This window comes from Deferribacter desulfuricans SSM1, assembly GCF_000010985.1.
Taxonomy (GTDB): Bacteria; Chrysiogenota; Deferribacteres; order Deferribacterales; family Deferribacteraceae; genus Deferribacter; species Deferribacter desulfuricans.
On the sequence record NC_013939.1, the window covers coordinates 2031981 to 2052539 of the forward strand.

The 20559-nt window shown below is 29.6% G+C and carries 21 protein-coding genes; 11 read left to right on the forward strand and 10 right to left on the reverse strand.

The features are described from left to right. The first annotated feature begins 197 nt into the window (after positions 1–197). Positions 198–1406 carry a bifunctional glutamate N-acetyltransferase/amino-acid acetyltransferase ArgJ gene (gene argJ, locus DEFDS_RS10115; RefSeq protein ID WP_013008700.1) on the forward strand — a complete coding sequence of 403 codons (1209 nt, stop codon included), beginning with the start codon at positions 198–200 and terminating at the stop codon, positions 1404–1406. A 5-nt stretch (positions 1407–1411) separates the two neighbouring features. On the opposite strand, the gene DEFDS_RS10120 is transcribed toward argJ, so the two are convergent. Beyond that, positions 1412–2446, reverse strand: a complete 1035-nt coding sequence (locus DEFDS_RS10120) for an AI-2E family transporter (protein WP_013008701.1) — start codon at positions 2444–2446, stop codon at positions 1412–1414. Between the two features lie 46 nt (positions 2447–2492). Here DEFDS_RS10120 and DEFDS_RS10125 point away from each other — a divergent pair, with 46 nt between their 5' ends. The 10 genes from DEFDS_RS10125 (at position 2493) to DEFDS_RS10170 (ending at position 13316) form a co-directional block, all read left to right on the forward strand. Beyond that, positions 2493–2906: a chemotaxis protein CheW gene (locus DEFDS_RS10125; protein ID WP_013008702.1), complete on the forward strand. Its 414-nt coding sequence runs from the start codon at positions 2493–2495 to the stop codon at positions 2904–2906. After that, the gene (locus tag DEFDS_RS10130; protein ID WP_013008703.1) at positions 2903–4975 is read left to right on the forward strand and encodes a methyl-accepting chemotaxis protein; all 2073 of its coding nucleotides are present in this window, start codon (positions 2903–2905) and stop codon (positions 4973–4975) included. The genes DEFDS_RS10125 and DEFDS_RS10130 overlap by 4 nt, the downstream gene beginning before the upstream one ends. 1 nt (position 4976) lies before the next feature. Continuing rightward, a complete protein-coding gene (locus DEFDS_RS10135; protein ID WP_013008704.1) occupies positions 4977–6884 on the forward strand; it encodes a hybrid sensor histidine kinase/response regulator in 1908 nt (635 codons plus the stop codon). Further along, complete coding sequence (locus DEFDS_RS10140; protein ID WP_013008705.1) at positions 6881–7864, forward strand: chemotaxis protein CheB; 984 nt, start codon at positions 6881–6883, stop codon at positions 7862–7864. The genes DEFDS_RS10135 and DEFDS_RS10140 overlap by 4 nt, the downstream gene beginning before the upstream one ends. Continuing rightward, positions 7861–9237, forward strand: coding sequence for a hypothetical protein (locus tag DEFDS_RS10145; RefSeq protein WP_013008706.1), 1377 nt, complete (start codon positions 7861–7863; stop codon positions 9235–9237). The genes DEFDS_RS10140 and DEFDS_RS10145 overlap by 4 nt, the downstream gene beginning before the upstream one ends. Continuing rightward, positions 9221–10594, forward strand: a complete 1374-nt coding sequence (locus DEFDS_RS10150; protein ID WP_013008707.1) for a CheR family methyltransferase — start codon at positions 9221–9223, stop codon at positions 10592–10594. Before DEFDS_RS10145 ends, DEFDS_RS10150 begins: the two co-directional genes overlap by 17 nt. Positions 10595–10742: 148 nt before the next feature. Next, on the forward strand, positions 10743–11087 hold the full coding sequence (locus DEFDS_RS10155; protein WP_013008708.1) for a cupin domain-containing protein: 345 nt from the start codon (positions 10743–10745) through the stop codon (positions 11085–11087). Further along, positions 11084–11884, forward strand: coding sequence for a DUF72 domain-containing protein (locus tag DEFDS_RS10160; protein ID WP_013008709.1), 801 nt, complete (start codon positions 11084–11086; stop codon positions 11882–11884). Before DEFDS_RS10155 ends, DEFDS_RS10160 begins: the two co-directional genes overlap by 4 nt. Beyond that, positions 11871–12143 carry an EscU/YscU/HrcU family type III secretion system export apparatus switch protein gene (locus DEFDS_RS10165; RefSeq protein WP_013008710.1) on the forward strand — a complete coding sequence of 91 codons (273 nt, stop codon included), beginning with the start codon at positions 11871–11873 and terminating at the stop codon, positions 12141–12143. Before DEFDS_RS10160 ends, DEFDS_RS10165 begins: the two co-directional genes overlap by 14 nt. Positions 12144–12323: 180 nt before the next feature. Beyond that, a complete protein-coding gene (locus DEFDS_RS10170) occupies positions 12324–13316 on the forward strand; it encodes an NAD(P)H-quinone oxidoreductase (RefSeq protein WP_041223740.1) in 993 nt (330 codons plus the stop codon). Positions 13317–13423: 107 nt separating this feature from the next. On the opposite strand, the gene DEFDS_RS10175 is transcribed toward DEFDS_RS10170, so the two are convergent. From DEFDS_RS10175 to DEFDS_RS13005, 9 genes are all read right to left on the reverse strand, one after another. Continuing rightward, positions 13424–14125 (reverse strand): nucleotidyl transferase AbiEii/AbiGii toxin family protein, encoded by a 702-nt coding sequence (locus DEFDS_RS10175; protein ID WP_013008712.1) that lies wholly within the window; start codon positions 14123–14125, stop codon positions 13424–13426. Next, positions 14007–14390, reverse strand: a complete 384-nt coding sequence (locus DEFDS_RS13060; protein ID WP_161595891.1) for a hypothetical protein — start codon at positions 14388–14390, stop codon at positions 14007–14009. The genes DEFDS_RS10175 and DEFDS_RS13060 overlap by 119 nt, the downstream gene beginning before the upstream one ends. A 165-nt stretch (positions 14391–14555) precedes the next feature. Next, positions 14556–14693 carry a hypothetical protein gene (locus tag DEFDS_RS13180; RefSeq protein ID WP_197530225.1) on the reverse strand — a complete coding sequence of 46 codons (138 nt, stop codon included), beginning with the start codon at positions 14691–14693 and terminating at the stop codon, positions 14556–14558. 24 nt (positions 14694–14717) lie between these two features. Then, a complete protein-coding gene (locus DEFDS_RS13185) occupies positions 14718–14981 on the reverse strand; it encodes a HepT-like ribonuclease domain-containing protein (RefSeq protein ID WP_013008713.1) in 264 nt (87 codons plus the stop codon). Continuing rightward, on the reverse strand, positions 14974–15261 hold the full coding sequence (locus tag DEFDS_RS10185) for a nucleotidyltransferase family protein (protein WP_013008714.1): 288 nt from the start codon (positions 15259–15261) through the stop codon (positions 14974–14976). Before DEFDS_RS10185 ends, DEFDS_RS13185 begins: the two co-directional genes overlap by 8 nt. A gap of 350 nt (positions 15262–15611) precedes the next feature. After that, positions 15612–15959 (reverse strand): flagellar protein FlaG, encoded by a 348-nt coding sequence (locus DEFDS_RS10190; protein WP_013008715.1) that lies wholly within the window; start codon positions 15957–15959, stop codon positions 15612–15614. A 57-nt stretch (positions 15960–16016) separates the two neighbouring features. After that, positions 16017–18344: a flagellin gene (locus DEFDS_RS10195; RefSeq protein WP_013008716.1), complete on the reverse strand. Its 2328-nt coding sequence runs from the start codon at positions 18342–18344 to the stop codon at positions 16017–16019. A 619-nt stretch (positions 18345–18963) separates the two neighbouring features. Beyond that, positions 18964–20184 (reverse strand): ATP-binding protein, encoded by a 1221-nt coding sequence (locus tag DEFDS_RS10200; RefSeq protein ID WP_013008717.1) that lies wholly within the window; start codon positions 20182–20184, stop codon positions 18964–18966. A 204-nt stretch (positions 20185–20388) separates the two neighbouring features. Then, positions 20389–20559, reverse strand: coding sequence for a DUF2292 domain-containing protein (locus tag DEFDS_RS13005; protein WP_153801493.1), 171 nt, complete (start codon positions 20557–20559; stop codon positions 20389–20391).

Below are 20559 nucleotides of genomic sequence, written 5' to 3' on the forward strand. Positions count from 1 at the left end.
TCGCGAGGAAGTGTAAGCTGACGAAGCGATCTCAAATAAAACATTTGAAGCTGGAGATTGCTTCACTTCGTTCGCAATGACTAAAAATGGTCATTGCGAGGAAAAAGCGCCGGAGCAATCTAATGATTGTACTAATTGCATCAATATATTAAACTATTGTGCAACATCCTAATTTTGAATATTTATAGGGGGCAATTATGAAAAAAATAAATCTTGGTGGGGTTACTACACCACTTGGTTTTCAATCATCAGCAATTTGTACAGATATAAAAGGGAATAATAGCGCTAAAAAAGATTTTGGTTTACTTGTTAGTGATGTCCCAGCAACAGTATCAGCAACCTTTACAAAGAATAGAGTTAAAGCAGCACCAGTTATTTATGATATGAATCTTCTGTCAGAAAAAGATGAATTTTTTGGGATTGTAATAAATAGTGGTAATGCCAATGCCTGTACAGGAAACCAAGGGTTAAAAAACACTGAAACAATATGTCAAGCATTTGAAAATAAACTACAACTTGATAATAAATCATTGCTCATGGCATCAACTGGTGTTATAGGGGTTCAACTCCCTGTTGATAAAATGTTAAACTACGTAGATGAGATTGTAGATGAGCTTGATGATACAGACAACAACTTGGCAGAAGCTATACTTACAACTGATACTGTAGTTAAAAAATCCGCATACCTTGTAGAAACTGGAAATGGAGCTTTTGTTGTAGGTGGTATCGCAAAAGGAGCAGGGATGATTGCTCCAGATATGGCCACAATGTTGGCTTTTATAACCACTGACGCTCTTGTTGATAAAAACATACAGGATGAAGTTTTAAGGCTTGCAGTTGAAGACAGTTTTAACAGTATAACAGTAGATGGTGATATGAGTACAAATGATTCTGTATTTCTATTTTCAAATGGGATGAGCGGAATATCAGTAAACCATAGTAAAAACCTTGAGCTTTTTAAAGAAGCTTTAAAAGCTGTTTGCTTAGACCTTGCTAAAATGATTGTAAAAGATGGTGAAGGAGCAACAAAGTTTGTTTCAATAAATATCAAAAATGCAAAAAATTATGAAGATGCCAAAAAATGCGCCTTTAAAATAGCAAATTCCCCACTTTGCAAAACCATGTTTTTTGGTTCAGATCCAAATTGGGGCAGACTCATGGCCACAATTGGCTCTGCTATGATAGAATTTGAAGAGAATAAGGTTGATATCTTCTTCGATGATTTAAAATATGTGGAAAATGGACTTTTAATCTCTGATGATTTAGAAGATAAGGCCTATGAAATTATGAAAAAAGATAGTTTTGTTATCACTATAGATTTAAAAGCCGGCAATGCTAACAAAACTGTTTATACTTGTGACCTTTCATACGATTATGTAAAAATAAATGCAGATTACAGAACCTGATAATTTTAATCAGTTAAAAGATTATCCATAAATGATACTTTGATAAGGGCTGCAATAGGGAGAGAAAAAATCATCCCCGCAATACCAAAAAGTGAACCACCTACCATAATGGCAAAAATTACTGCAACGGGGTGTAACCCCAAACTTTCACCAACTATTTTCGGTGTAATCAAGTTGCTTTCAATAACCTGCACAATAGTGAAACCCAAAACAACAAATAAAGGGTGAAATAAATCTTGAAACTGAATAAAAGCTAAAAGGAGTGAAGTCACAAACCCCACTATAAAACCTAAATATGGGACCATACTTAATATACCAGATAAAACTCCTACAAAAACTGCGCCTTCTATCCCCACAATCAAAAGAGTCACGCTGTATAAAATACCCAACAATACAGATACAATAAACTGCCCTCTAAAGTAACTCTTCAAAATACTATTAAATTCCTCACTTTTATCCACCACGTTGAGAAAGCCCTTTTTCTCTAACATAGTTTTTGTTTTAGCCACAATTGAGTCAAAATCCTTTAAAAAGTAAAAAATTAATATAGGTACAATAGAATAAAGTAATACAAAATTTAAGAAATTACCCAAATAACCACTAAGCACATTAAAAATATCTAAGAGAATATTTGATATTTTACCTAAGTTTTTAACAACAAAACTTTTTATCTCATTTATATAAGGTTGGATTATAGCATAATAATTATACTCTTTAATCTTGTTGTCTAACATTTGTAAATACACAGGTATCTTTTTTAGCAAAATATTTATTTCATTTATCATCACAGGGAAAATAAAAAGTATTATAGCAATCACTATTAAACTAAATAAAACGAAAACTATCAACACTGATAATGTCCTATTAAATTTAAGATTTTCAAGTCTATCTACCACCGGATCTAAAAGATAAGATATAAAAAAAGCTATAGCAAAAGGTGTAAGGATATTCTTTATTTTAAAAATCAGAAAAAGAATTAAAATGGTTGATAAAATTATTAAAAAGTTTTTAAAATTTATTTCTATTTTTAAGAAATCCATGCTATAATTGTATCATAAATTAGTTTTTATTTAAAGTATAATTAAAATGTTTTTATTGTTTGATTACAACCAAAAAACACTTGCAGTCAATTTATACGATGTTAAAAATATCGTTTTGACTGAAGATATCTACCCTCTACCTTTTATTGGCAACATATTATTGGGTTTAGTAAATATTAAAGGGGAGTTATTGCCCGTTTTTAATTTAAACACTATTTTCAAAGATAATTTTATTTCAGCATCAAAAAAACTCATTTCATTTCAAAATGGATATAACTTTCTAATACCAAGCGATGGGAAAATATTCATTGAAAATGAGCCAGGTGAAAAGATTGAAACAAATTTAGAAAATGAGTTTATAAAAGCAAACTATAAATGCAACCGAAAAATAATTAATCTTTTAAATTTGAACAAAATCAAAGACCAAATTAACAATACACTGCTCAAGGAGGCAAAATGACAAAAGTTAGCCTAAAAAACATACTTATTTTAAGAATAATTGCATTGACAATACTTTTTACACTATTTGCTTATATATTTTATTCTGTAATTGATAATCAAATTAAACATGTCACCGAAAACCTTATCAAACAGTACGCCAGCAATTTAAAGCAAGCAATTAACTCCAAAATAGATTCTGAAGCAGCAATCTATGATAATATAATACACTCTACAAACATTTATACAATAACCAAAGAAAAACTCCCCCCTTATCAGCTAAAAATTTACAAAAGAGCGGATAACACTCTACCAAAAGAGTTAATCTCTTTAATAGAAAAAAATAGCAATATTAAGTTTATATATTTGACAAATGACAATCTTATAATAAACAGATATTTATTGTTAAACGACAAAATATTTCAATTTATTTATAAAAGTAAAATAGAGCTTAATGACTCCTTAGCAGATATTATCATTAAGTACAATGACACTGTTTTTGATGTAAACAATCATAAACTAAGCTCTGCTAATATATTAAACAGCTCTGATTATTCTTACACATTAAGTCTGCCTGATATAAAAATGGACATTTATTTTAAAGAAAAAAATAAATTTTTAATCTCATCTCACAAAATACTATCCATATTAATTTTAACAGTAATTCTATACTTGATATGGTTGATTACAGAGCTTTTATTTATTAGATTTTCAACAAAACCTCTATTTGAAATCTTCACAAACTTTAAAGAGATTAAAAAAGGTAAAAAAGAGGTGCATTTTAAAGATTTTAACATTTTTGAATACGATTTGATTGCAAAAGCCGCAGAAGAAACACTTTCAGAATTAAAATCAAACGAATTAAAAGTTTTAACAATCTTATCCAGGCTACCAATTCCAGTGACAATGTTGGATAAAAGTTTAAATATTGTCTTTAAAAACAGGTATTTTGATGAATTATTCAATCTAGATAAAGATAAAGATTATAATTTTTACAATATAATTCCTGACAACCTAAAATCTTTAGAAGAAAATTTAGATAAATTTATAAACTCCATCAAACAAAAAACAAAATTTGAGCTTTATGACAAAAAATTCAATAATTACTACATTGTCAGATTTACAAAGTTATTTGATGCGGAAAACAAACTCTTAGGATACCTTATCACTTTCCACGATATAACTAACCAAAAGATTGAACAAAAATTACAAGAAGAAAGAGCAAATAAGCTCGAAAAGATTGTATTAAATATTGAAGAAGTTGTAACCCATCTAACAAGTTCATCTTCAGAACTTGAAACTAATGCAAACAATCTGAGTGCTATGTTAGCCCAGCAAAATGCCACAATCTCTGAATCAAATACATCAATTATGGAATTAAATACATTCACTGAGCAAATTCTTGCAACCTTAAATACGATAGCTCAAAAAAGTGATACCATAAACGACATAACTCAAAAAACAGAACACTCTGTCATTGAATCCAACGAAGGGATGAAAGAATTAACATCAAAAATTCAAGAGGTTTTTGACATAATAAATAAACTAAACACTAAAACTACTGAAATTCGCAAAATATTAAAAACTATTTACGAAATTTCTGAGCAGACAAATATTTTATCTTTAAACGCTTCCATCGAAGCTGTTAGAGAAACTTCAACAAACGAAAGTTTCAAAATTATTGCAGATGAAATAAGAGACCTCGCAGAAAAAACTTATAAATTTACTTCTGATATTGAAAATAACATTGAAAATATAAATACATTTACAACAACTTCAGTGATGATAGCTGAAGAAACCATAAAAGACATAAATGAAAGATACGACGATATTAAATCCCTTTCAGAAAATTTCGAGCAAATATTCGAATCACTAAAAGATTTAAATGAAAATTTACACGAAATAATAAATTCAGTTAAAGACTTAAAGCAAGCAACTAATGATATTTCAAATAGCTCAAATGAAATGACATCTGCTATGAAAGATGCTTTAAGCGCTGCAAATGATTCTTTGCAAACCGCGCAAGATATTAAAGCTGTTACTAAAACTTTAAAAGAAACTATAGAAGTAATAAAAAATTTAAAATACTAAAATGAGCGCTAATAAAAATTTATTTGATATTTTTAATGAAGAATTAAATGAACATTTAAATAATATACGTGCATCTTTAAACACTTTTTTTGAAACAGAAGATAACACTGTTTTTAGAAAAATAATAAAAGATTTTCATACGTTAAAAGGCTCGTCAGCCATTTTAGGTTTAAAAGAACTCACTGATATCTTTCATGAATTAGAAAATTATTTCAACAAAATCAAAGATAATCTTTCAGAATCTGATAAAATAAAAGTTGTACAACTAATAGAACTCATAGAAAAAATACCTTCACATCTGGAAAACCAAGAAGAAATTAGTAACCAAATAAAAGATATATTATCCGACAAAAAAAACACAAATTTAAATCAGCTAAAGCCATCAACAGAAATAAAAACACAAAATAAAATAGACCCAGTAAAGATAAATTCATTAAAAAAAGATTATTTTGAAATATCTAATGAAATCCATCAACTATTAGAAGGTTTAAATATAGAAAAATATATCAAAAACAGAATCTATAAAAAATTAGAGTCATTAGGCTATAAACTAAATAGATTAAACTTATCTTCTTTTTCTATTTTGGATGAAAAGATAAAAAATATTGCTTATTCCACATCATCTCAACTCAATAAAAAAGTGAAAGTTTTAATTGAAAACTCAGAAATTGAAGCTGATACAGAGATTATAAATATTGTAAATGAAGCTTTAACTCATTTGATTAGAAACGCTATTTATCACGGCATAGAAAAACCAGAAGAAAGAAAAAAATTAAAAAAGGATGAAGTAGGGTTAATAACCATACGCTATACGCAATCAAATGACAGAATCCAAATTATAGTAGAAGATGATGGAAAAGGGATAGATTTAGAAAAGATATTAAAAAAGGCAATTGATGAAAAAATTATAGGTGAAGAAGATTTAAAACACCTAAAGGAAGATGATATAATAAACCTGATTTTCTCAGAAAAAATTTCTACCGCTGAAACCGTTGATGAAATCAGCGGTAGAGGTATAGGGATGCAGATCATAAAAGATAAAATAGAAAGTATTGGTGGTTTACTTGAGATAGAAACCGAAAAAAATAAATTTACCAGATTCTTATTGAATGTGCCTTTTACATTTCAAAGTATTCTCTCAAAAATTGTTTCTTCAAATAATTATGATATAGCAATACCCATAACATTTATAGATGTCGTAGAAAAATTTAAAGAAGATAAAGTCATAAAAAAGAGGGACAAATTTTTATATCAACACAGAAATAAGCTTTTTAAAGTCATAAGCTTGGCAAATTTATTAAACATGGATAGTAAAAAAGAAAAGTTCTTGATATTTTTTAAAAATGCAAAATCAGCACTGTTGTCAGAATCTATAAAAGATAACGTGTTGCTGGATATAATCAATATAAAAGGGGTTAACGGACAATATAAATACTTTATAGGATTTTCTATTTATAAAAACAAACCCATAGCTATAATAAGACCGTCCGAATTAGATATTGATAAAAATAATAATTTCATAAAATCTGGGTATCAACAACCTATAACAAACTCAAATAAAACACTTTTAATAACAGACGATAACAAAATAATCTTAGAAACTTTAACAAATATATTAAAAAACAAATATAATATTATCAAAGCAAACAATGGTATAGAAGCACTGAATATATTAAAATCAAATAAAGTAGATCTGCTTATCACAGATATCGAAATGCCTGAAATGGATGGATTTACGTTAATTTCTAAAATTCGCAAAGATAATCAAAAAATTCCGATACTAATATTATCTTCCAGAGGTGAAAAAAGCGATATTCAAAAAGGCTTAGAATTAGGTGCAAACGCTTACTTTGTAAAAAAAGACTTCAATAAAAATGACCTTATAAAAAAGGTAGAAGAGCTGTTATGAAAAAAAATATTTTAGTAATTGAAGACTCCCCTTATTTTAGAACGACACTCATTGATATGTTGTCAAAATATGAGGATATAAATATAGTTGGCTATGCAACTGATGGAATAACTGCTGTAAAAATATTTGCAGAATTAAGACCTGATGTAGTTCTTTTGGATTTAATGCTACCAAAAATGAATGGTGATGCAGTAGCTGAATCAATAATGAGCATAAATCCAACCCCAATAATCATTATGACTTCACTCTCAGATTTTGAAATAGAAAAAAGCTTTGTATTAAACGTAGATTATTTTGTTGATATAATAAAAAAACCTTTAGAGATTGATCAAAGATTTGTGGAAAAGCTTTATACAAAGATAAAAGATTCTTCCCCTTTCCAAGTCAAAAATATAAAACATGAACGAATTATTACAACTCCAGATGTAAATGTTTACAGTAAAGAAGCTGATACAGTATTAGTTATCGGAGGCTCAACAGGTGGTCCTAAAATATTAAAGACAATAATACCAATAATATCCACTATTAAAAGCTTACCCATTATCATTGCAAATCATTACGAAGTTGGATTCGAAATTCAGTTAAGAGATTGGATTGCAAGTTTAGCAAAGAAACAAACCGTTTTGATATCAGATAATATCCCAGTTGATGATAAAATTTATATAGCTCCTACAGCTTACAATTTTATAATAGAAAATAATCATTTCAAATTAACCCCTATTGATAAAAAACAGATATATTTTCCTCATATAGATAAAGTTTATGAGTCTGTGGCTAAGTTTTATAAAAATAAATGCACTATATTTCAGATAACAGGGATGGGATTTGATGGACTAAACGGTGTGAAAACAGCAAAAGACCTTGGTGCAAAGATAATTGCGCAAGATCCAGAAACCGCTGTAGCCCAAAGTATGCCTAAATCAGTTTTACCGTATGCAGATCATATTATAAAGCCGGAAGAATTAATAAAGTATCTATGAAAAAAAACATAATAGTAGCTGTAAACAGTCAGTTAGTTAAAACTGTTATCAACAATTATTTCGATAATGACAATATTATAGCTATAAATTCTATAGAAGAGTTACTTCCTTTAGAAAAAGTTGAAAACGCTATATTTATAGCAGAAAACAGCTTTTTGTCGGAAATAAATCCTGGATTTATCATCACTTTATCTGAATTTAATAAAACCAATAAAAATAGTGTATTACTAATAACTTCTAGCAACAGTTTAAGAGATATTTACTCCTTAACAATTCCAAATATCCTAGTATCAACCCCTGATAAAATCATAAATTATCTACCAAGGCTGCTTTATGGTGAAATCGATTTTACTTTTTGCAAAAGTCACAATTTTCTTAAAAACAAACTTTTTGAGAAAACTATTAAACAAAAATTTTTAGAGGTTTACTCAATAAACATCATAGACAACATATTAGATATGAACAACTACTTTTATGAACTTGTAAATATGCTCGAAATAGCTTTTAATATAAAAAAAATCATCATTGAGTTTACCACAGATAACGGCACATTTATTTTTACTACAATAAATAAAAATTTTCTTGAACAATTTGTATCCGATATTCAAGGGAAAAAAATCTTTTATACTGAGCAAACTCATAATATAGAGGAAAATGAAGCACACTATAAGATCCATATAAGTATAAATGGAATACAAAAAGGATGCATGCATATCATCTACAATGAATATGAAACTGATCAAACCTTCATTGAATTGAATACCACACTATTAAATATTTTAAGAAAATTCTATTTTTATCTCAGTACAACCCTTTACAGAGAAACTTTTAAAAACAAATGTATAGATGTAGATAAAATTAAAATAATAATGGATAATATTTTTAAAGAACCAACTCCAGAACTTATCAAAATTATTAATTACAAAACTAATACCTCATCATTTGCTGTAAATAATGATTTATATATAATTTCATCTCATACAAGTTTTTACAACCATTCTCTATTGACATTTTATACCTATCATTTAGCAAATCAAAATATAGATTTTAATGATATTGCATTAAAACTAAATGTTTTTATTCATAAAAACTTACTTAAATTCCTCCCAATACCAATTTCACTAATCAAGATAGAAAAAAATACTCTATCTTTTTGTGCCACAAATGATATGCCTTTAATTGATTATAACAACAAAGATTTAATATTTTGTAAAAACCCATACTTTGGTATGTACAAAAATCTTGACATAGATGTAAAATTGTTAAATATAGATAAATCTTCTAAATATATACACCTTCCAGATTACATTCTTATTTCTGAGGGGGAGAGAAAAGATTTAATAAGTAGGGTGTTGTATGACAATAAATTATAGTGAAAATATCAAAAGCTTAGTAAAATCATTCTCCGGTTTAAATCTTACTGGTTCTATAGAAGAAAAGTTTAATGAAACCTTATCAAAATGGTTGCAACATTATAAAACTCCGCAAACTGTTTTTGATTTATTAAAGAACGATAGAACAGCTCTTTTTGATTTTTTAGCAGAAATAACTATAAATGAGTCATTTTTTTATAGAAACAAAAGTCAATTTACTATTTTAAAAGAGATTATAGATCATATACCATCAAAAACTATCAAAATTTTATCTGTAGGATGTTCAAATGGATGTGAGCCATACACAATCGCAATGGAAATATTAGAACAATTTGGAAAAACCGATAATATAAAAATTGTGGGCATCGATATAAATCAAAATCAAATAGAATATGCAAAAAAAGGTATTTACCAAAAATGGTACTTAAGAAATACCCCAAACGATATTATTGAAAAATATTTTATAAAGCTTGATGAAAACAATTATAAATTAAAAGATATTGTAAAAAACTCTGTCACACTGCTACACAAAAACCTTTTTGAATTTGATGATGCTGAGTATGATATCGTTTATTGCAGAAATATATTAATGTATTTTGATAAAAAAGATACTGACAAAACTATAAAAAAAATTGATGAGTTAACAAATGAGTATGGTACTATCATTTTTGGCACATCAGATATATTAACCATCCCAACAAATACATTTGAAAGATATGAGATTAACGGTGTCACAGTTTTTAGAAAGAAGAAAATAAAAAATGAGTTAATAAAGAAAACATCAGAAAATATAAATAGACTTGAAAACCATCCTTTCGTTACAGATATAAAGGTCAGAACCAGGAAAATCTCAGAAAAACCTGAAACTGAGCTCTTTGAAAAAGCAGTCAATTTTATGTTTAATGATAATTTTAAAGAAGCTTCTATTTTATTTAAGAAAATTTTAAATGAACTAAATCCAACAAACTTACGTGCAAAAATATTTTATTTAATATGCTTAATAAAAGAAAATCAACTGGATGAGGCAGAAAGGTTTATTACATTCTCACTCGAAGAAAACATTTTTTCTTATGAGATTTTTTTAATAAAAGGTATAATACATTTTCTAAAAGGCAATTATAAAACATCAAAAAATGAACTGAGAAAATCCATTTACCTAAAAACTGATTCATCAGCATCCTGGTTTTATTATGGTCTAACATTATTAAAATTAAATGAAAAAATGGAAGCCAAACGTGCTTTCGAAAAAGCTTTAATGTTTATTGATAATAATGTTGACAATAGTTTATTTTATATAAGTGAACTTTCTGGCGAAGGTCTTAAAAACATAATTAATTATTATCTCTCTCAACTATAAAGATCATTTTTTTGTCTTTGCGAGCGTAGCAAATCAATCTCAGGTTTTAGTCACTGCGAGAAACGTAAGTGACAAAGCAGCCCAATAATTTATTGCTTTTTTATTTATTTTATTATACTTGATTAATTGTTTCTGTTAGGAGGTAAAAATGATTGTAAGACTAAATAATATTGAACCTAAAGAGGTAACAAAACCTAAAGATGGAAGAGGGAGTTTAATAAATTTTGGCTATGAAGCTGCCACGAAGTTTGGTGGACAAATCAAAATGTTTTCTGTAGTTGAATTAAAACCTGATTCAAAAGTAGGCTACCATATACATGAAAATGATATGGAAATATATTTAATACTTGATGGAAAAGCAGTAGTAAATGATAGTGGAACCGAAGAACTTTTAAACCCTGGAGATATGCTTATCACTCCAAAAGGGGAAGGGCATTCAATAGAAAATAAAACCAATGAACCAATTACATTTTTAGCGGTTATTATAGAATGAAACAAATAAGTATCAACGAAACACCCGTTTTCATAGGAACAAGTGGTTACAAATTTGAAGATTGGATTGGAAAATTTTACCCTAAAGGTATATCAAACTATCATATGTTACCTTTTTATACTAAAAAGGATTATCTCAACCTTTTAGAGATGACTTTTACTTTTTACAATATCCCCTATTTAAATACTATCAAAAGTATCGTTGATAGAGGTGAAGACTTAACCTTTTCAGTAAGGTTAAACAAAAGATTTTTAAAAGGGAGATATAATCAGCAAGATATAAAAGATTTTTTGCACGGTTTAACACCAATAATAGAAAAAGGTAAACTTGCTGCTTTTTTTGCGGACTTTAATTATGCATTTTCTGCTTCAAAAGAAAACTTTGAGCATTTAGAAAAACTGTCCAATGATTTTAAAGATTTCCCTCTGTTTTTTGAGTTGCCAAACAGAACATGGTATAAAAATAGATTTTTAGAGCTTTTTCAAGAAAAAAGGATAGGCTTAATTGTTTTAGACATGCCTCAAATAAAAGGTTTAGCTCCATATTACCCCTTTTCATCAAACAATTATACTTATTTTAGGTTGTATGGAAGAAGTAAATTATGGCTTACTCCAGAAGACAAAATCTTAGACTATGAATACTCAAAACAGGAATTAGAGCAATTTTATAACGATTTAAAAGTGTTGTCCCTTACAAGTAAAAAAGTTTTTATAAGCTTTTGCAATGTCATAGATGCTAAAGCATGTAAAAATGCGAAACAATTTTATGATATAATAGTTCAAAATGAAAAAAACTAAAAAGGCCGCTGCTCTAAAATATGATGCCAATAAAGATAAAGCGCCTAAGCTAGTAGCAAAAGGGCAAGGCTTAATTGCTGAGAAAATTATCGAAAAAGCTAAAGAACATGGTGTTTTTATAAAAGAAGATCCAGACATTGTTGAAATTTTATCCACATTAGACCTTTTCGAAGAAATACCAGATAAACTTTATCAGGCAATAGCCAACATATTAGTAGAAGTCTATAAAATCAATAACAAAATCAAAAATTTAAATTAACTCATAGATTTTTTTCTTAAATAATTTATAATTATAAATGGCGTTGCACAGCAAATGATGGAATTTTGGTGTCATTGCGAGGGGCATAAGTGACGAAGCAATCTCATAATTATGGTAATTACTAGCTATTGTGCAACTGCCAATATATTGTAATTGATAAAATTATGTGGGGGTGTAATTATGAAAGCTGTTATTTGTGATGGTTTTGGTGGAGTTGATGTCTTAAAAATAATCGACACTGATATTCCTAAACCAAAAGAAAATCAGGTATTAATCAAAGTTGCTGCAACTTCCATAAATAGACCAGATTTAGTCCAGAGAGAAGGGAAATACCCTCCTCCACCTGGAGAATCTGAAATCTTAGGATTAGAAGTTGCAGGTATCATAGAAGAGGTTGGATCAAATGTAAAAGGTTGGAAAAAAGGTGATAGGGTAGCTGCTCTTGTCGGTGGTGGAGGATATGCCGAATATGCCGTTGCATACGCAGATCATTTAATCCCAATACCAGACAGTATGACCTTTGAAGAAGCTGCTTGTATTTGCGAATCATATATAACTGCATTTTTAAATGTAATTCTTCTTGGCGAATTAAAAGATAACAATTATGCAATTTTTCATGGTGGAGGTGGCGGTGTAAATACTGCTGCTATTCAGATTACAAGGGCAATTAGAAACGATGTAAAAATTATAGTAACTGTTTCACCAGAAAAAATGGAAAAAGTAAAAGAATTAGGTGTTGATCTATTAATTAATTACAAAGAACACCCTGATTTCTCACAAATAATAAGGGAGTTTACAAATAAAAGAGGTGTAGATGTTATTTTAGATCACATTGGAGCAGCTTATTTAGAGCCAAATATAAAATCTTTAGCCTATGGGGGTAGACTTGTAATTATTGGAGTTACAAGCGGAATAAAAGCTGAAATAAACCTCGGGCTTGTCATGGTAAAAAGACATAAAATTATCGGCTCTGTTTTAAGATCAAGACCTGTTGAAGAAAAAGCTGAAATAATAAAAGCATTTAACGAACAGGTTATGCCAAAATTTGCTGATAGAACAATCGTTCCAATTATTTACAAAGTTTTTCCATTAGAAGAAGTAAAACTTGCACATCAAACAATGGAAGAAGACAAACATTTTGGAAAAATTGTCTTAAAAATAGCAGATCTATAACTTTAACCGTAGAAATAGCTACATAATAGAATATTTAGGGGCTCTCGCCCCTCTACACGACCACATTTTGTATTTGCGAGCGTAGTGAAGCAATCTCAATTAATAAATCATTCTGAGAATAATGTATTTATATTACCATTTATGATATCATTACCAATATGTTTTAAATCATTATAAATATCTTCAATATCAACATCTTGTATCCATTTTAATGATTTTAAATATTCTTTTGGAATAGTTGTTATAATTTCAAATACAGTTTGTGGATCAATACCAGCATCCTTTCTTGATGCATACTTAAAAACAATCCTCCAATCAAATAAAAAATTCTTTGCAAGCATCCACAAATCCACAATATCTTTTGGCTCAAACCTATATAAAGCACTCACTTTATTTACAAGAATATTTTTCCATGTATCAACTAAACCATAATTTTCATAAAAAAAAGGTCTATCAATTCTAAAGTTTACATCCGATACAAAATCAATTTTTAGTTCAATTTCACTTTTAATCAAATAAATACGAACATAAGTGTCACTTTTTTTAATCCGTTCACTGTCAAAAGTATACTCTAATTCATCAGCACACTTATAGAGTTCTTCCAAAATTAATGAACAATAAATATCAAAATCTTTCTGCGAATTTACAAAAAAGTCTAAATCATCGGAAAATCTATGATTAAAATATATTCTACTTAATGCTGTTCCACCTGTTAAATAAAAGGGTGTTTTGAGTTTTTTTAATATATTCAGGATTCCATCTTGAAAAGGGTATAGGTTCTCCAGATAATATTTTACGTAATCGCTCATATTTTCCTCTTAATTCTTTATCTCTTAATTGTTTCAAATACTTATCAGATAAAATTTCTTTTAATCCATCCACTCCAAATAAAAAAAGTAAGTCATAATATGATAACCTTTCCAGTGCTCTCAAAACCAATTTTTCATAAGTAAAGTGTTGATAACTTATTTTCTTCTTAAAAATAACATCTAAAAGATTTTTAGGTGAAATATTATAGTCCCATATAATTTTTTTGATTAGTTTTTCGTAGGCTTTTAATGTGTCTTTGTCCATATACATAAAATTACAAAATTAAATAATTTTGCAACAAATTTTAATGATTTTCGAATTATATTTTACGCTTAATAGATTGCTTCGTCGTTTCACTCCTCGCAATGACCACTTTTTGTCATTGCGCGCTAGCAAAGCAATCTCAATACTTAATGTTTAAAAAACTCTTTATTTTAAAGCAATAAGTGCATCCGATACAAATGAAATATGCTTATACTCTTTTAAGAGAGAATTTATCAGTCTTTCCTTTAATTCATAATCTAGCTCATCTATTTTAGCCAAAATTTCATTTTTAAATTTCGACAAATGATTTTTTATAATATCCCAAACTTATTCATGGTCTATACCAAAATATTCATGAATTAATACATTTCTAAAATCAACAATTTCTCTTTTATCATCAGAAAAATAAGAATATTTAATAAGTTTGTTAGTTGATTCACCAATAATTTCAAATTGTCTAATTATAAAATCCCAATCATGATAAGCTAATTTCAACTCATACGCATTTTTATATCTTTTTGCATGTTCTTCAATTTTCAAAACAGCAATTAAAATATCAAATAAAAATAATTCTTTTATTCTTTTAGACATAAAAAATATCTTTACTTATTTCTTCTTTAATTATCTCTCGCATACTATCATAATAACCAAGATCAACTTTAACGTTTAGAACTTTTTCTAAAAAATATTTTGCTTTTAGTCTGTTAAAATAATCTTTTTTTGCTACTTTAATCAAAACTATATCAATATCGCTATTTTTATGAAAATCATCTCTTACCTGTGAACCAAATACAGCAAACTCCTCAATACCAAATTTTTCTTTCAACACAGGTTTAAGCTTTTTTAATTTTTCAATTAATTCCTTATTCATAATAAAATTATAGCAAAAAAAGCTTAAATCAGCAATGAATAACTTATATAAATCTTTGCGAGCGATAGCGAAGCAATCTCAGGTTTCAGTCACTGCGAGGAACAATAGTGACGAAGCAGTCTGTATGTCGTGAATAGTGAATTGTAAAATGTGAAAAGAAAATAAAAAAAGAGATTGCTTCGGGGCTTACGCCCCTCGCAATGACAACTTTTAGTCTTTGCGAGCGCTAGCGAAGCAATCTCCAATTCAATGTTTTACAAGAGATTACTTCGTCGCTACCGCTCCTCGTAATGACTGCCGAGCCGTCATTGCGAGGCAACAAAAGTTGCCGAAGCAATCTCTTTAACTGTTTATGTGGTCTTGTCAAATAACAAGCCCACCATCTCTCTTATGTTTTTTGCAAGCTTTAATACTTCTTCAGGTGGAATCTGCCTTACCACTTTATCATTTTGGGTATCAACTATCTTTACTACTACTTCCCCAAGATCTTTATCCACCTCAAACTCTCGTTTGATATTCATCATATCGAGAGCCTTATTTAGCTCTTCCATCTGTTTCCTTAATTCCTGCTCGCTTACCTGCTTTTGAGCCTGCTGCCTTGCACTCTGCTCAACAACCTTCTGGGTGTTTTTTACATCACTGGTTGATGATGCTTTATCTACTGTTGCAACTGTTAAATTTTTTACTGCCTCTAACATAGCTCATCACCACCTTTCTTTTATTTTAGGAAAGGGGCAAAAGCCCCAATCCTTTTATTACCTACCCAGAAGTTGTAAAGCGAGCTGAGGAAGCTGATTAGCCTGTGCCAGCATAGCAGTAGAAGACTGCTGAAGTATCTGATACCTTGTAAAGTTAGCCATCTCCTCAGCAATATCAAGGTCTCTAATCCTGGACTCAGAAGCTGTCAAGTTCTCCCTTGCTGTGTCAAGGTTTGTAATCGCATGCTCAAGCCTGTTAACCTGAGCACCAATAGTAGACCTTGCACCAGAGATAAACTCCAATGCCCTGTCAATCTTCGTAATTGCTTTTTGAGCAGATTCTTGGTCAACTACTAAGACATTGTCAAGATCTAATGATTTAGTATCAATCTGAGCAACACTTACATTTATGTCTTGCCCTTCATTTGCTCCTATCTGAAGCGCAGTTGAATTATCAACAAGGTGTAATTCAATAGTTGTTGTACCTGATGCTGTAAATGTAAGATTTCCACTACTATCTCCTGAAACTGAAACTCCCAAATTTTTATCAAAGCTCAATTCAACACCACTAATTACTCCTCTTAATGTGTAATCATTTACAGTATCACTACCTACGGTAGCTCCATTTTTTGTAACACTTACAGTTAAAGAGGAGTTTTCACCTTTTTGAACTGTAGTCAAGGATAAACCATCAATAAGTTTCTGGTCACCGATGAAAGAAATCTTGCTGTCTTCACCTATTAAACCACTTTGGATTTTAAATGTACCTGCAGTAGTATCATAATATACTAAGTCATTTTTAATAGAAGAATCTCCCATTTCCAAATCATTTACAAGCGCATCTTCCAATTTAGATTCAAAATCTGCTAAAGTATCATCACCTTCAAGATAAATTGTAGTCTGTTTACCATTACCAAATATTGTCAATGATTGAGTATTATCAAAAATGTTTCTACCATCATCATTAACAAACCTCTGTACATCTTTTAGTTTAGTTGTAGATGTTGCTACATCCCCTTCTCCAAGAACGTTAAAAATAAGATTTTCACCATTTGTAATAGATGAAACAGGATTAAAATTTATTCTAAAACTATTCAAGCTAAAAGTTCCTGTACTTGTATCAAAATTTCCAACATATACATTGGTACTACTCTCTGAAGTACTACTTATTGCATTAGCATATGTAACTTCAGGATGATTAGCTGATGTCGTATATTTTACAGTTATATCAGTAGCACTATCTGTTTTATCATAATCGGATAGGCTAATTACTGCTTTATCTCCTACACCAATATTATCATTAGTAGTAATTATCCTTAATCCACCAGCTGAGAACAAATTAGTTGAGCCATCAGTTGTTAATCCAGAAGAACTATTTAATTCAATAAATTCGGTATCAGGATTAGTATCATTTGAACCATCACCAGAAATGTAATCCAAATCAACATTTACCCAATCACTAACATATCCTGTTTCCGCATTATAAAACCTAACTCTTGCAGCATTAGCAATCCTTGTCTGTGTAGAACTACTTGTACTAGTGTCATTCTCATTTGCTGAAGTAGCAGCCAAAAATTCAACTTCCAAATATCCACTAGCACTTACATCATAAGCTGTCCCATTATTTGCTAAACTAACATTTGCCCCACCAGTATAACCTAAAACAGCAGCGGCATCATCACTTGTAGTACCATCTGTATCAACTTTTGCAAGTGTTACACTAGAACCAGAATCAAACCCTTCTATATTATCTATTGATTTCACTGCATTTTTCCAACTTGCTCCAGATGAACTATCTACCTCACCATAACTATTTGTTTCTCCAATTGTCATAATATCAGTTTTATAGATATAATTTTTACCAGCACTTGATGTTACAGATACAGAATATTCACCTTCAGCTACTTTACCTTTGATAATAGCTTCAAGTTTGTTGCTGCTTGCTGACCAGAGAGCTGATGCATCACCGTTTAACAATTTTTTGGTGTTAAATTCTGTTGATGCGGATATTCTGTTGATTTCTGATTTTAGCTGGTCAACCTCTTTTTGAAGCTCTGCTCTGTCATTTGCAGTATAGGTACCGTTTGCAGCCTGTACTGCAAGCTCTCTCATTCTTTGAACAATGCTTTGAATCTCTTGCAAACCACCTTCAGCAGTCTGCAGCATTGAGATACCATCTTGAGCGTTCATACTTGCTCTTTTAAGACCACTGATTTGGCCTCTCAATTTTTCACTGATTGCAAGACCAGATGCATCATCTGCCGCATGGTTGATTCTAAGACCACTTGATAATCTCTCAAGTGATTTTGACATTTGACTGTTTGTGATACCTAAGTATCTTTGTGCATTAAGGGAAGAAATATTGTTGTAAATTCTTAGTGCCATAACACTACCTCCTTGTTTTGTTTTTTGGCTTCCCTGCCTTTTTTTGTTCTAAGTTCTAAGTTCTACGTTAAACTGTTGCTTGAGATTGCTTCGTCGCTACCGCTCCTCGCGATGACTGCCGAGCCATCATTGCGAGCATCAGCGAAGCAATCTCTCTACTATTCACCATTCACTAATCACCGTCTTTCCATCACCCCCTTTTCAACTTTTTTGGCACCAAAACAAAAAAGGCCGATGCAACTCTAATCGAGTTACACCGGCCTGAATGTTTCAGTACCGCTTATTCAATTTTTCTGATTTATAAATCGAACAATCACATAAAAACTTTAGAAAAAATTTAATAGGAGATTGCTGGTCGTTTCACTCCTCGCAATGACCAACAAGACCGTCATTGCGAACGAAGTGAAGCAATCTCGGTTTTTTATCACTGCGAGGAACGATAGTGACGAAGCAGTCTATATCTCGTGAACAGTGAATAGTGAAACGTGAAAAGATAAAAAAGAGATTACTTCGTCGCTATCGCTCCTCGTAATGACTACTATTTTTGTCATTGCGAGCGTCAGCGAAGCAATCTGGGATATTTAGCAGATATTGTACAAGACTTCCAATTTTATTAATTTTATAATAAATAATAAAGAAAATTATCAGCCGAAATTATGTATTGCACATAATTATTTCTTTTAAGTTTTTTAAGTACACCACTTTTTGAAACAACCTGTATTGCATAAGGAACTTTCAACTTTTCTTGAAAATAAAGTAAGTTTTTAGATAAATCAGTATCGTTTAATTTTACTTCTACTAAAAAAAGCAACTGATTATCCTTAGTTACTAAAAAATCCACTTCCCTTTTTTCTTTATCCCTGAGGTAATACAAATCAAAATTCCCTTTTCCAGTTTGAGTCCACAATGTTATTGTTTTAAAAAGATGTAGAGCAACAAGATTTTCAAATTTTGCTGCATTATCTTCAATTTCTACCCAATCATAAAGATAAACTTTATTTTCCTTTTTAATCGCTCTTGGCAAAGATTTACTATAAGGTTTTACTGTAAAAATATAATAAAATTGCTCTAAAATTAATAACCACTTTTTTATTGAATCAAAAGCTACATTTAGATCTTCTCTAATAGAATTAACTGATAAAGGTGATCCCACTTTGAATGGTAAAAGAGTTGATAATATTTCAATATTTGAAATATCTTTAATATAATATGCATCTCTGATATCTTCTTTTATAACTGTTTTCTTTCTTTCATTAGCCCAAATATTATAAAATTCTATATTATTTTTCAAAAAAGGTTCAGGAAATCCAGAAAAGCTCCAAAGTTGCTCATAAGTAGTCTTAAAACTTTTAAGCTCAAATCCATTTAATAATATTTGCTCAAATTCATCCCAGGAAATAAATTTTTTATTTTCAAGCTCCCCTAATGTAAAAGGAAATAAGTTTACAGCAAAATATCTACCAAAAAGGCTGTCACCACCTTTTTTAAAAAGGTCTAACCTACCACTACCAGTAACTAAAAAATTAAAGTCATCTTTATAGCCGTCATAACAACCTTTTAGATAATTTTTCCAATCTTTATATTTATGTATTTCATCAAAAACTACTAAAAATCTTTTTTGTAAATCTCTATTTTCATTTTCAAAGAAGTATGGATCTTTAATAATTTTTTTCTGATGGTTAATTATATCCCAATTTATGTATGAACTCTGCTGAAAATGTTCCAATATCATCTTTGAAAATGTGGTTTTACCAGATTGTCTGGGGCCACTAATAAAACAAATTTTATTATATGAATGTAAAATTTGTAATACAAAATCTTCAATATTTCTGCTTATCATATTTACAAATTTATATTATACTCGAAAATAGTCAAGACTAATTTTCGATTAGCTAGAAAATAGTCGTTTTCAATTTTTAATGATATTACTTAATAGTGAAAGTTTGTCAAGCTAACTCAATTTAGAGATTGCTTCGTCAGCTTACGCTTTTTCGCAATGACTGCATTTAATTTTTTACAAAAAAAGAGGGCTTAAAGCCCCCTTTTAGATTTTGATACTCTCTGTTTTCTTTACAATGGTAACTTTTCCAGCCTCAAACTTTATTTCAATAGACCCATAAAAATTTGAGTCAAACATCTCCTTGAGCATTTTATAAAGCTCATTAAGCTGCATCTTCCTTTTTGTGTCAACTTCTTTTAATGGATATGCACCCAT